The organism is Nitrospirota bacterium, from assembly GCA_040754395.1.
Lineage (GTDB): Bacteria > Nitrospirota > Thermodesulfovibrionia > Thermodesulfovibrionales > SM23-35 > JBFMCL01.
Genome location: JBFMCL010000007.1, coordinates 108,476 through 121,963, shown reverse-complemented (window position 1 = coordinate 121,963; position 13,488 = coordinate 108,476). Strand labels below are relative to the sequence as shown.

At 48.5% G+C, this 13,488-nt stretch carries 12 protein-coding genes; 4 read left to right on the top strand and 8 right to left on the bottom strand.

What is annotated here, in order from left to right:
* On the top strand, positions 1 to 111 hold a 111-nt coding region (locus tag AB1552_05425), incomplete at its 5' end, for an integron integrase (protein MEW6053219.1).
* 419 nt (positions 112 to 530) lie between these two features.
* Positions 531 to 1,610 (top strand): redox-regulated ATPase YchF, encoded by a 1,080-nt coding sequence (ychF, locus tag AB1552_05420; GenBank protein MEW6053218.1) that lies wholly within the window; start codon positions 531 to 533, stop codon positions 1,608 to 1,610.
* Between the two features lie 169 nt (positions 1,611 to 1,779).
* Here ychF and AB1552_05415 read toward each other — a convergent pair whose 3' ends face one another.
* From AB1552_05415 to AB1552_05405, 3 genes are all read right to left on the bottom strand, one after another.
* Positions 1,780 to 2,550: a hypothetical protein gene (locus tag AB1552_05415; protein MEW6053217.1), complete on the bottom strand. Its 771-nt coding sequence runs from the start codon at positions 2,548 to 2,550 to the stop codon at positions 1,780 to 1,782.
* A 278-nt stretch (positions 2,551 to 2,828) separates the two neighbouring features.
* Entirely contained in the window at positions 2,829 to 3,722 is an 894-nt protein-coding gene (locus AB1552_05410) for an aminotransferase class IV (protein MEW6053216.1), read from the bottom strand.
* Between the two features lie 30 nt (positions 3,723 to 3,752).
* On the bottom strand, positions 3,753 to 4,559 hold the full coding sequence (locus AB1552_05405; GenBank protein ID MEW6053215.1) for a biotin/lipoate A/B protein ligase family protein: 807 nt from the start codon (positions 4,557 to 4,559) through the stop codon (positions 3,753 to 3,755).
* A 202-nt stretch (positions 4,560 to 4,761) separates the two neighbouring features.
* Between AB1552_05405 and AB1552_05400 the strand changes: the two genes are divergently transcribed.
* Both AB1552_05400 and tsaD read left to right on the top strand, forming a co-directional pair.
* Complete coding sequence (locus tag AB1552_05400; protein ID MEW6053214.1) at positions 4,762 to 5,418, top strand: outer membrane lipoprotein carrier protein LolA; 657 nt, start codon at positions 4,762 to 4,764, stop codon at positions 5,416 to 5,418.
* A gap of 9 nt (positions 5,419 to 5,427) precedes the next feature.
* On the top strand, positions 5,428 to 6,426 hold the full coding sequence (gene tsaD / locus AB1552_05395; GenBank protein MEW6053213.1) for a tRNA (adenosine(37)-N6)-threonylcarbamoyltransferase complex transferase subunit TsaD: 999 nt from the start codon (positions 5,428 to 5,430) through the stop codon (positions 6,424 to 6,426).
* 36 nt (positions 6,427 to 6,462) lie between these two features.
* Here the strand turns inward: tsaD and pgi are convergent, their stop codons facing one another.
* From pgi to ileS, 5 genes are all read right to left on the bottom strand, one after another.
* Positions 6,463 to 8,121: a glucose-6-phosphate isomerase gene (gene pgi, locus AB1552_05390; protein MEW6053212.1), complete on the bottom strand. Its 1,659-nt coding sequence runs from the start codon at positions 8,119 to 8,121 to the stop codon at positions 6,463 to 6,465.
* Between the two features lie 208 nt (positions 8,122 to 8,329).
* The gene (lgt, locus tag AB1552_05385) at positions 8,330 to 9,115 is read right to left on the bottom strand and encodes a prolipoprotein diacylglyceryl transferase (GenBank protein MEW6053211.1); all 786 of its coding nucleotides are present in this window, start codon (positions 9,113 to 9,115) and stop codon (positions 8,330 to 8,332) included.
* 56 nt (positions 9,116 to 9,171) lie between these two features.
* On the bottom strand, positions 9,172 to 9,948 hold the full coding sequence (locus tag AB1552_05380) for a surface-adhesin E family protein (GenBank protein MEW6053210.1): 777 nt from the start codon (positions 9,946 to 9,948) through the stop codon (positions 9,172 to 9,174).
* 169 nt (positions 9,949 to 10,117) lie between these two features.
* Positions 10,118 to 10,579 (bottom strand): signal peptidase II, encoded by a 462-nt coding sequence (gene lspA, locus AB1552_05375; GenBank protein ID MEW6053209.1) that lies wholly within the window; start codon positions 10,577 to 10,579, stop codon positions 10,118 to 10,120.
* 67 nt (positions 10,580 to 10,646) lie between these two features.
* Complete coding sequence (gene ileS, locus AB1552_05370) at positions 10,647 to 13,478, bottom strand: isoleucine--tRNA ligase (GenBank protein ID MEW6053208.1); 2,832 nt, start codon at positions 13,476 to 13,478, stop codon at positions 10,647 to 10,649.
* Between the last annotated feature and the right edge of the window lie 10 nt (positions 13,479 to 13,488).

The following is a 13,488-nucleotide window of genomic DNA, read 5'->3' as shown; positions in this document are numbered from 1 at the left end:
CGCACAATCCAGACTCTTCTCGGCCATAGCGACGTAAGGACAACTATGATTTATACTCACTGCATTCCGAGCAGGACGTTAAAAGAGGCAAAAAGTCCGCTGGATTTCTAAAATAGATATCTCAATGCTTCTCCGTAATTTTCTTTGCGTCGGGCACCTTGTTCGTAGAGGTTTGTACTGCAATTATTCCCTAAAGAAATTATTACAGCTTACACAAAATTTTCCGGTGTTGACTTTAGGGAGAAGACAAAGCTCTACTTCTAAGGCTTCAAAATCTCTCTTTCTATGTGAATGCTTGCAATTTGTCGGAACCTTTGATGGTGTTTGTAACAGGAACCATTGTTGCCTTTCAGAAGCATTTGAAATGAAGAGTTCCTCCCCTGAGACGCATCTCTTTTTTTCTCTTTCAATTTTACACCTGTGTGGGAAATAACCAGAAGCTCGCTTTTGATAAAGTGATTCGTTTATAATTAATGTTTTGCTGCCGGAGCTGGTTCCTGCAGCAACCTTGTACTAAACATGGAGGAACAATGAAAGTCGCGCTTATTGGTTTGACGAATGCAGGAAAAACTACTATCTTCAATGCCCTGACGGGCTTGAATAGTGAGACTACGTTATATCCAACAGTTACTGGTGACCCGAATATCGGTATTGTGAAGGTGCCTCATGCGGAAATTGACACGCTGTCCGAGATTTACAGGCCGAAAAAGACAACGTATGCCACGATTGAATATTTTGATTATCTCGGCATTACGAAAGGTGATCTCAAACTGAACAAGAAAATCTTTGATCTTATAAAGGACGCTGATGCTATTGTCCATGTTGTGAGAGCCTTTTACGATGAATCCGTTATTCATCCTATGGAAAGCATAAACCCAGTGAGAGATATTGAGACGCTTGAACTCGAACTGATCTTTGCTGACCTCTCATTAATAGAAACACGTCTTGAACGCATGGAGGAAGGAAAGAAGCGCGGGAAAAAACCTGATGAAACAGAAAAGCGAGTGCTTCTGAAATGCAAGGATTCCCTATTACAAGAGAAAGCACTGAGAGACGTTGCATTTACCGGTGAGGAAATGAGGACAATGAGACATCTGCAATTTCTTTCAATGATTCCAAAGGTAATTGTCCTTAACGGCGGGGAAAGAGAGGACGATACAGAATATACTAAGGCTCTTGAATCATCGATCCTGAATTGTTATCGATCGGTGGATACCCTAACTCTTTGCGGAAAAATTGAAATGGAGATATCGCAGCTTCCTGACAACGAAAGAGAACCATTTCTGAAAGAACTCGGCATTGAGGAGCCAGCCTCACACAGACTGATACGGACATGTTATCGACTGCTCGGTCTGATATCATTTATTACGGTCGGAGAAGATGAGGTGAGGGCATGGACTGTAAGGAGCCATACAAATGCAGTCATAGCGGCAGGAAAGATTCACTCAGATATCGAGAGGGGTTTTATCAGGGCAGAAGTCATTTCCTATGAAGACTTTATTGTATCAGGAAGTATGCAACATGCCAGGGAGAAAGGACTCCTGAGGCTCGAAGGCAAGTCTTATGAAGTGCAAGACGGGGATATTATTAATTTCAGGTTCAATGTATAGGTCTTGGCACAATCAACATAGTTAATAAATTTTGACATTGAGTATTCTTATGTGAATGCTTGCCGTCTTTCGGAATCTTAACAGATGTTTGTGTCAGGAAGAACAAGAACAATTCAAAAGGGCCTGGTAGTTCCAAGCCCTTTATCACAATGACACGCAATATCCATTATTAGAATCTCAACGTTACCCCTGAAAAGAATCCGGAAATTCTAAGCTTTGCAAAATCAGGATCATCTTTTGCTTTTATATCAAAAATTCTGTAGCCGCCTATTATGCTTAGATTTTTTATTGGAATAATTTTTACTCCTGCTTCTCCATCAATAAAATAGCCGTATTTGCCGGCGGTCATTCCGGATATCTCCCCAAAAATATTAACGACTTCATGTGGGTTGATATCGACTGCGACGCCAATCGTGGGAAGTCCGCCCCACAATTTCTCGGATTCTTTTACAGGAGGTATTTCATTTGGTGCATCAAGTGAAGCGTCAATCCATGCAACTTTCCCTTCCAACACCGTTCCGAATTTGAATGTGCCATTCCTTATATTGACAAACTGCCATATCCATCCGAGTCGCAGATACTTCAGCTCGAGGTCTGTGATTACCCGAGACCCTATCGAATAGGTTTCTCCTGCAAAATCTATTGTTTTATCAATCTCCTTATCACCGTCGTATGATATTTGTGTATAGGAAACCCTTATTCTGCTGTTGGCACCAGGATACCACGTGAATCTGCCTTCAGGAAAGTTTTTGTCATCAAGCCCGAGATCATCCTGGAAATCTATTTCTGTTCCGATGCCATCCTCTGTGACTTTGGCCTCTGCAGTCAAATCAGTAATCCAATATCGACCTTCAAACTCAACATTGATATCGTTTTTCGCAAATGAGAAATCCGGCGTAACAACCAGAAAGCATATAATGATTAACAGTCGTTTCAACATATCTTCCCCCCAAAAGACATTGTTAGACTTCTCTGAATATGCAATATAATTGTCTTACTGAATAAATACCGTCCCCTGTTTTAGAAAACAGGTGCAACCAGTTTTACCATCTCCCACCCCCCTTCTTTTTCTGCGTTCGTAAGTTGCAGACGCTAGGCCATATTTTATAGATGTCAGATCAGTTAGGCAATACATATTATCCATCTCAGGTTTTAAGAAAACTGTTCATTTAAAGTGCCAAAATAACGCGATTCGCAGGAATTATAGAAGGTAAGCGCTTACTCTTCCAATCCCCACAACGAAGGCCCTTCTGCCTTTTCATTGGCAACATATGCATTCACTTCCCGGCGGTACAGTTTTCTGAGCAGCCGTGCGACCTGTCCGACAGGATAGGTTTGTGAATCGACTCTCGATACCGGCATCGCCTCCATCGTGGTATTGGTGATAAAGACCTCTTCGGCGGCATAAATGTCGTGTTGTGTGAATTTCCCTTCCGCGACCCTGATCCCTTCTTTTCTGGCAAGGTCAATGATGATTCCGCGTGTTATTCCATCGAGTATCCCGCAGTCAGGCGACGGGGTGCAGAGCAGTCCGTTTGCACAGAAGAAAATATTGCTGATCGTGCCTTCGGTAAGGTTTCCATGCGCATTCAGCATCAGTGCTTCATATGCGTTACTCTTTTTCGCCTCGATTTTTGCGAGGATATTGTTCAAAAAATTGAGTGATTTTATGCGCGGGTCGATTGCCTCCCTGAGGTTCCTCCGCGTTTCAGCGATGATCAGACTGATGCCGCTGTCGTAGAAGGCTCTGGGATATTCCCTGAGTTCCTGTGCAAAGATAACGATTGTCGGCTCGGCGCAGAGGTCAGGATCAAGACCGAGCGGACCGTGTCCCCTGGAAACTGTCAGTCTGACGTACGCGTTCCTGAGTGCGTTGGCAATCAGTGTTTCGTAGAGTGCTATTTTGAAATAGTTTATATCGGGGGGAATCGTCAGCCCGATAAGGGACGCAGAGCGGTAAAGCCTGCGGAGGTGTTCATCAATCTTGAATACCACACCGTCATAGACCCGCATGGTTTCATAGATTCCGTCGCCGTAGAGGAACCCGTGGTCAAAGACTGAAACGACTGCTTCTTTTGAAGGAACAATCTTTCCGTTCAGAAAAATATACATGATTTTCCATTATACCCGAATTGGGACTGTTTATCGTCTGAAAGTCCATGCGCGGGAGGAATATTTTTCAGCCTCGAAGACGCGGGCAAGTGAGAATTCTTCCTCTGAAGGGGGAGACGGAACAAATCGTATCCCGAAGGTCTCTTCAAACGAGATCTTAATAACGTCTTTTACCATGTCGATTCCGAGGTCAGGCAGAATTTCATTCAGACCGATATAGGACTTTTCGACGTTTGCATCCGGCTTCTGCATGAATATCTCCCGCATGGCATCCGAATTCAGCATAAACGGCAGTGACCCTTGCTGAAGCAGACCGTCAGCCCATCGTCTCTGGGCAGACCCGATAATTTTTTTGCTGGATGACGTGAGTTCGCCGAATGAGGTTGACTGAAAACATTCCGGGCTTCGCTCCCGGTGCACAGAGTCAGGGGAACGGCGCCTCTTTCTCTCCAGATCGGTATCTGTTGCTATCCCGATCTTTGACAGTGCAAGTGAAAAGGCCTCACTGAGTTTTCTATAACTGTCGCGCAGTCCTCCGGACAGCATACCGGAAGATTTTGAGGAAAAACTGTAGGTGATCTCATTGCCGTGCAGGACGGCGCGTCCGCCGGTAAGCCTTCTTACTACGGGGATATGGTTCTTTTTGCAGGACTGAAGATCGATATCGTGTATTTTCTGGAAGTATCCGATGCTGACGGACGGGACATCCCAGCCGTAAAACCTGAATGTCGGAGCAGAGTCCGCTCTCCTGACAGAGGTTGCAATAGCCTCATCCATGGCCATGTTGAAGGCCGCGGAACAGTTCCCGCTGTCGATGAAACGCCATGTCCCTGACATGAATAACTATATCCCGTGTGCTACTGTTTGCGCAATACCATGTCCTTGCTGAATATGACGGTCCCGCAGCTTTCCTGCGCTCAAAGCTTTGCGGAAACAGGACGGTTCTGTTGTATTGAGTATGGATTTCCCTGTGTGGTATTCTTAAAAAATCGCGAAAGGAATGACGTATTCCTGTTACACTACAGAAAAGGATGAGACGATGAACTATTCCAGAAGACATACCGGATACCCGGTTTTTTTTCTGCTGACTTTCATCTGCTGTTGTCTGTTTTCTTCTGCCGATGCGGCCTCATCAGTCGATGATGAAGTTGCGAAGATACAGAATGCATATGAAACAATCAGGGACATCAGCGGCAATTTTATTCAGAAAAGCCATATCAGTGACCTGAAACGTACGGACAGTTTCAAGGGCCTTTTTTATATTAAGAGACCGATGAAGCTGAAATGGAACTATTCAGGCGAACATGCGCAGGACGTGGTTATCAATAACGGCGAAATTCTCATCTACCAGAAAAAGGAAAAACAGGCATTCAGGGGGAAGTTCGACAGGAAGACGTACGGACAGGCACCGATTGCGCTGCTGAACGGCTTCGGGAATATACGGGAGGAGTTTTCTGTTACGGAGAAAAACGGCACACTCATTCTCAAGCCCAGAAAATCCATGGGAAACATACTCTCTATCGAGATAGTGCCTTCCGGGGATGCGTTTCCGATCAAGTCGTTTACCATTATCGACGCGCTTTCGAACAGGATAGAGATGGTCCTGAAGGATGTCAGGATCAATACCGGCCTGGAAGACACGCTTTTCGAATTTTCCTTTCCCAAAGGGGTGAACATCTTCGAGCATTCGCCTTAAAGGGGTTTCATGCTCGTCCTCGGCATCGATACGTCATGTGATGATACTTCTGCGGCAGTCGTGGAAAACGGCGTACAGATAGTCTCGAATGTGATCTCCAGCCAGACTGAAATCCATAAAAAATACGGAGGCATTGTACCCGAGCTTGCATCCCGCAGACATATCGAGATGATCTGGCCGGTGGTTGATGAGGCGCTCCGGCAGGCGGGAATTCTCTTCCAGAACCTGTCCGGTATCGCGGTCTGCCAAGGGCCGGGGCTGATCGGGTCTCTTCTTGTAGGATGCTCTTTTGCGAAGGCAGTGAGTTATACAAAGAAAATACCTCTGGTTGCGGTCAATCACCTCGAGGGACACATATTTTCTGCATTTCTTGATGATCCGAAGCCCTCGTTTCCTTTTCTCTCACTCATGGTTTCAGGCGGCCATACCTGCCTTTTCAGGGTTGAGGAATTCGGCAGGTACAGGGAGCTCGGGAGGACAAGGGACGACGCAGCAGGCGAAGCATACGACAAGGTTTCAAAACTCCTCGGGCTTGGCTATCCCGGAGGACCAGTCATCGACAGGCTTGCATCAGATGGGGACCCGAAGGCGATTGATTTCCCGAGGGCCTACCTTCCAGAATCCCTCGACTTCAGCTTCAGCGGGCTGAAGACCGCGGTGCTCCACCTGGTGAGAAAGCAGGGCACAGGGGGCGTCAGCCACAGACTGGAGGATATCGCCGCATCCTTTCAGGCGTCTGTGGTGGATGTGCTGGTACGGAAGACAGAATGGGCGATCAGGAAAGAACGCATGACAAGGCTGGTGCTCTCAGGAGGCGTAGCTGCGAACAGTGCGCTGAGGAAGAGGATGAAAGAGATGGCTGCGGAGCGGGATGCGGACGTCTTCATCCCGGCAGTATCCCTTTGCACCGACAATGCGGCGATGATCGCTGCAGCCGGGTATCATCATCTGAAATCGGGGAATACAGCCGGACTGGACCTTAATCCAAGGGCGTATCTGCCGCTCTGAACGGTATCATTTTATCCGCGGGCACACAACGCAGTGTTATGCTTTTCTTCGCATTTCCTTGAATGCATTGATAAGACCGTTCGTTGATGGATCGTGGGAAGACACCGGATCATCATTTCCGAGTTCGGGAAGGATTTTCGCGGCGAGCTGTTTCCCGAGTTCCACCCCCCACTGATCAAAACTGAAGATATTCCAGACGACACCCTGGACAAAGATTTTATGTTCGTACATTGCGATCAGACTGCCGAGTGTCCTCGGAGTGAGTTTCTTGCAGAGGATCGAATTGGAAGGCCTGTTCCCCTTGAAAACCATGAACGGAGCTAGTCTCCTAATCTCCTCTTCGCTTTTCCCCGCCCGCCTGAGTTCCCCGACGACCTCATCTTCGGATCTGCCTTTCATCAATGCCTCGGTCTGTGCGAAGAAATTCGAGAGCAGCGTGGGGTGATGGTCTCCGGACGGGTTGTGGCTGATCGCGGGCGCGATAAAATCGCAGGGTACCAGTTTGGTCCCCTGGTGGAGCAGCTGGTAAAAGGCATGCTGGCCGTTTGTTCCGGGTTCTCCCCAGATAACCGGACCTGACTGATGTGCGATTTCATGTCCGTCCCTGCCGACACTTTTCCCGTTGCTTTCCATATTGCCCTGCTGGAAATAGGCAGGGAACCTGTGCATGTACTGGTCATACGGAAGGATGGCCTCAGTCTGGGCTCCGAAAAAATTGTTGTACCAGATGCCGATACATGCCAGGATCACGGGGATGTTTTTCTCAAAAGGCGTTTCTCTGAAATGCCTGTCCATTGCGTGCGCGCCTTCAAGCAGTTCAGTGAAGTTCTCGAAGCCGACAGCACAGGCGATCGAGAGCCCTATGGCGGACCAGAGGGAATATCTTCCACCGACCCAGTCCCAGAAGCGGAACATGTGAGCGGGATCGATCCCGAAATCCTTCACCGCTTCCTCATTGGTGGATATCGCCACAAAATGTTTCTGTATATGGATTTCATCCTTTGCGGCGGCGAGAAACCATTTTCGTGCGGTGTGTGCGTTTGTCATGGTCTCCTGTGTGGTAAACGTCTTTGAGGCAATCATGAACAATGTCGTTTCGGGTGACAGGTTTTTCAGGGTTTCAGTGATATGCGTGGCGTCTATGTTCGAAACAAAGTGCGCATTGATACGGGACATTTTATACGGTTTCAGGGCTTCGGTGACCATCACCGGTCCGAGGTCAGAGCCGCCGATACCGATGTTCACGATATCCGAAACAGGTTTTCCGGCATAGCCCTTCCATTTCCCTGAGAGAACCAGTTCTGAAAAGCCCTCCATTTGGTTCAGCACCCGGTTCACTTCGGGCATGACGTCATTGCCGTTTACATACACCGGCGAGTTTGCACGGTTCCTGAGCGCGGTATGCAGCACTGCACGGTTTTCGGTTTCGTTTATCGCATCTCCGGAGAACATTTTCTCGATCGCTTCCCGGAGGTGCACTTCTTCGGCCAGCGCAAGAAAAAGCCGGAGGGTTTCGTCGGTGATGATATTTTTTGAGTAGTCAAGCAGGATGTCTTCAAACCGGAGGGAAAACCTGGAAAACCGTTCGGGAGATTCACGGAACATTGCATCCATCCTTTTATCTTTCATGAGGATGAAGTGGTCCTGGAGCTTCTTCCATGCGGCTGTTTCGAGCGGATTCACTTTCTTAAGCATAAGTCCCTCCCGGTCTTTTTCTTCAGGAGATGCGAAAATCTGCGGCGCATTCCACTGATAAATATATCAGAAAATCATGAAGCTTTCAAAACTGCCCCGGGGGACGCTGTTTCCATGGCATCCGGGTTCCCGAGGACCTGCAACCTGACCGCTCCGGAGAGAAGAAAAAAGGCATGCCCCTTACGTAGTAATGAAGAGAATGCGTATATCAGGGGCTGTTTCCCGTGACACGGCGATTCCTGTGTTTCAGGATGATGAAGCCTGCAATGCCTCCAAGAAACAGCAGAATACTGATTCCCTGCGAAACGGAAAGTTGAGAATAGATGAATCCCCTGCTGATGTCACCCCTGAAAAACTCGACAGTAAATCTCAGGACGGAATACAGGAGCAGGTAGGTCATGAAAAGCTGGCCATTGAAAGACTTGTGCCTCCTTAAGCCCAGAAGCACAAGGAAGTTGACGAACTCTCCTGCAGACTCATAGAGTTGTGTTGGGTGCAGCGGAAGCCTGGTGGGTGCAAGACATTCGGGGTCGGTAAAGATTACTCCCCACGGGAGCAGTTCAGCGGTCTTCCCGTAGCAGCAGCCTGCAGCAAAGCAGCCGAGCCTCCCGAAGGAATGTCCGATTGCAATTGAAGGTGTAAATATATCTGCAGTACTCCAGAAAGGGAGGCTGTGTTTTTTCACGTACCACAGTACGGTGGGAATTGCGAGGAGCACTCCGCCGTAAAAGACCAGGCCGCCTTCCCATATCTTGAATATGTCAAGAGGTTTGCTGAGATAGTGGTCGAAATTAATGAAGACGAAAAAAAGTCTTGAACCGATTATTGCGGAAAGGAGCAGGTAAAATGAGAGGTCGATGATTTTCTCTGAGGAAACCCCCTCCTTTTTTGCCTGTATTACGGCAAAGCTCAATCCGATGAGGAAGCCAAGCGCTACGAGGAAGCCGTACGTGTGAACTGTAAGAGGGCCAAATTTGAACAGGACCGGATACATTTACATATAATAGCACAGAAGGCCAAATCAGACTGCAGCGCAGAAAACGGCGATTGCTATTTCTGTGTAAGATAGTTCAGATGCTCCCTGATATCTTTCCTTGCGAGACCATCAGTGCACAGGACCTGCCGGAAAAAGCCGATTATTGTATCATTGCCGATCTTTGACCATTCTGCGAGACGTTCATAGGATTTTACTGTCGATGCCGTGCCGTCAGGGGCATATTTGACGTGGTACCTGAGGGCATAGGTTCCGTTATTGCATCTTATCGTGAATTTGTCCTTTTCCGTGTCCAGTGAGGTTGTGCGGTCAACCCCTTTCATCCAGAATGTCACATCAGAGGTGCTGGATGAGATTCTGCGTGCATTCAGGAAATAATCCTGCTCCTTTGACGAGGTGATATGAGTCCATTCGGCAGGACAGGAGAGTTCATAAAGGATGTTTGATGCTGATGCATGTGCATACGGAATTGATGTCCACTCTCTATCTCCCTGTTTTGTTTCGATGATGTTGTCTTTTGCGTCATAATAGGTGACGGAGCTGGTTCTGGTACTTCTGCTTTCACAGTCTATTTCTACCAGGTTCACGATCTTCTTCAAATCCGCGTATCTGGCGCCAAACCTTTCCCCTATCCGCTGCAGCATCTCTTCGGGATATGCCTGCTTCTGAAAGATTTTTATTATGCCGTCAGATTCAGTAATATTCTTTTTGTCATAAAAAAGCGGAATCCCGTTCTTGTCTGCGCCAAGATATTCCCATTCCGCACCACCCGCAGTGACGGCAGCAACCAAAAGACTCATGGCAAGACACAGTGTGGATACCGTGTATTTCATCCCCCTGAAAATCCCCCTTTCCGGTGAAGGTTCCCTTTACTATTATCCAAACAGGGGGAAGAAGTCAAATGCCGTCACCGGGGTTTGTGCTCCGGGTTACCAGGAAAGATGGCACAGATCATTGCACCATGATCTTTTGCAGGGGATTGCCGGTACCTGCAGGGGATACTTATTGTGTGGGCGAAGGCTGCTTTTTGAGAAACGAAGTCAGAAAGATCACCCCGATACCGATGGTAAGGGAGGAGTCCGCCACATTGAACGCAGGCCAGTGAAACCTGCCGACAGAAAAATCGATAAAATCGACAACCTGGCCGTAGGCGATCCTGTCGATGAGATTGCCTATGGCTCCCCCAAGGATGAGGGAAAGTCCAATGGTATTATAGAGCCTTTTGTGCAGAAGATATATCACGAAGACAATGGCCATTCCCGAAACAATAATGAAGAAACTGCTCCCGAGTTCTCTGAAACTCCCAAATGCGGCGCCGGTGTTCCTTACATTGACGATGTGGAGGAACGGGAACAGCTCTATGGAATCGGTCGGACCCATGGAGCTGGCGATCCAGTATTTGGTGACCTGATCGAGCACCACGATACCAACAACAATCAGGAAAACATATGCATTTCTTTTCATTCTCTGCCCGCCCTGTGCAAAAAGACCGCTACTCCGGTGACATCCTGCCGGTATTCCGGGAAAGAAATCAACGTGCTTCTTTGCCGAACACGACCTTATGACAGCGGTCGCAGAGGTCGGAAGCATCTGCAAATGTGCCGACGGCCTCACTCCAGTTCCAGCATCTCTGGCACTTTGTGCCAGAGGCCTTTTCCACACTGATCTCGAGTCCTTCGATCTCTGTGCTTTTGAAAGCATCAGGATTGCTTTCCCCGGAGAGCGCTACTGATGAGACGATGAAAAAGGTTGCGAGAAAGTCTTTTCTCTCTGCAACAGGGGTTTTGTATTGTTCCGGAAGCCGGAGCACGATCCGTGCTTCGAGAGAATTGCCGAGGAATCTTTCCATCCTCCTGATCTCGATTGCCTTGTTTACCTCATTTCTCAGCATGAACAGATCGTTCCATGTTTTCTCAAGGTTCGGGTCATGGAATTCTTCATTGACCTCCGGGAATGAAGCGAGGAATACCGATTCCACAACCCCTGTTTTACTCTGTTCCCGATTTTCGCCCTTTTGCCTTATATTCTGCCAGACCTCCTCTGCGGTAAACGAAAGTATCGGGGCCATCAGCCTTGTCATCGTCGACAGTATCCGGCTCAGGACCCACTGGGCAGCACGTCTTTCCCGTGAGTCGGATTTGAATGTATAGAGCCTGTCCTTCAGGACATCGAGATAAAAAGAGCTCATATCGACAACACAAAAATTATAGATGCTGTGGAATACCTCGTGAAAATCAAAGCTGTCATAGGCGGATACGACTTTTCGGGTGAAGCTCTGCAGCCTGCTCATTGCCCATCTGTCAATCTCCAGCATGTCTGAACGGTAATCCTGCCCGTCGAAATCATATACATTCCCCAGCAGAAACCTGCAGGTGTTCCTGATTTTCCGGTATGCCTCCGTGAGTCTGTCGAGTATCTCCTTCGAGATTCTTACGTCATCCCGGTAATCCTCAGCTGAAACCCACAGGCGGAGTATCTCCGCGCCGTTGCTCTTAATGACCTCCTGCGGTGCGACCACGTTTCCGAGGGATTTGGACATCTTCTTGCCCTGACCGTCGACCGTGAACCCGTGGGTAAGCACAGTCCTGTAAGGGGCTTTCCCCCTGGTTCCGACAGACGCGAGAAGGGAACTCTGAAACCATCCCCTGTGCTGGTCGCTCCCCTCAAGATACATATCGGCAGGCCAGGAAAGCCTTTCGTCTGTCTCCATGACAGCGGCGTGGCTGACACCGGAGTCGAACCAGACATCGAGGATGTCCGTTTCCTTCGAAAAGGATGAGCTGCCGCATTTCCTGCACACGTATCCTGCGGGCAGGAATTCCTCGGGATTTTTCATAAACCATACATCGGCACTCTGTTCCTCCACCAGGGCAACAATGCGTGATAACACATCATGGTCTGAGACAAACTCCTCACATGCATCACATCTCAGCACCGTAATCGGTACCCCCCATGCCCTCTGCCTTGAGATACACCAGTCAGGCCTGTTGGAGACCATCCCCTGAATTCTGTCCATCCCCCATTTCGGAATCCAGGTGGCGTTTCCTATCTCCGACAAAGCCTGTTGCCTCAGCCCTTTCCTGTCCATGGAGATGAACCATTGCGCTGTTGCCCGGAAAATGACGGGTTTTTTGCATCGCCAGCAATGGGGATATGAATGTGTGATCTTTTCTTCCATAACAAGGGCATTGTGTTCTTTCAGGATTCCGATTATTTCCGCATTCGCCTTGAACACAAACTTCCCCTGCAGGGACGAGTCCTGTTCGGTCCCGCTGAACCTGAACTTGCCATGCTTGTCAACGGGAGCATAGATATCGAGATTGTATTTCAGCCCGGTCTCATAGTCGTCTTCACCATGCCCAGGTGCAATGTGGACAATGCCGGTTCCATCCTCGAGTGAGACGAATTCCCCGAGCACTGCGACGGAATGTCTCCCGAAAAAAGGATGGCGAACATGCATGCCCTCGAGTTCTTTCCCGGTTTTTCTTGAGACGGTATTCCCTCCAAGGCCGATTTTTTCCCTGAGGGCTTCCTGCCTTCCTTCTGCGATGAGATATGTCTCGCTGTCCTGCCTGACGGCAATGTACCCGAAGTCAGGATGAAACGCCACTGCAAGGTTTGCAGGAAGGGTCCAGGGAGTGGTTGTCCATATCAGTACAGATACCTTTTCCCCTTCCAGTTCGGGGAAATATCGCCGGATATTTTCCTCATCAAGGGGGAATTTCACGAATATTGACGGGGACTCTTTATTCCCGTACTCAACCTCTGCCTCGGCAAGGGCGGTAATGCAGGAAGGACACCAGTGCACGGGTTTCTTCCCCTTATAGACGTATCCGTTCTCGAAAAAACGGCAGAATTCCCTTACGATTGTCCCCTCGTATGCATTCGACATGGTCAGGTAGGGTGTCTGCCAGTCACCGAAAACCCCGAGCCTGACGAATTCGTCCCGCTGAATATCCACGAATTCCGCTGCATATCCCTTGCAGAGTCTTCTTTTTTCAAGGATATCAAGCGTGTCTTTCCTGTCGCCGAGATTTTTGTCAACCTGGAGTTCGATCGGGAGCCCGTGGCAGTCCCAGCCGGGCACATAGGGAGCGTAAAAACCCTTCATCGATTTGTACTTCACGATGATATCCTTGAGTATCTTGTTCAGGGCATGCCCGATATGGATATGTCCGTTTGCATATGGCGGGCCGTCGTGAAGAATGTAGTGCGTGCCTTTCCTGTTTTTTTCCTGGATTCTGGCGTATATTTCCTTTTCCTCCCAGAACCTGAGAAGAAAGGGCTCCTTCTGTGCCAGATTGGCTTTCATGGGAAAATCTGTCAGCGGAAGATTCAGGGTATCCTTGTAGTCTTTTGGCATGAGCTGAAAC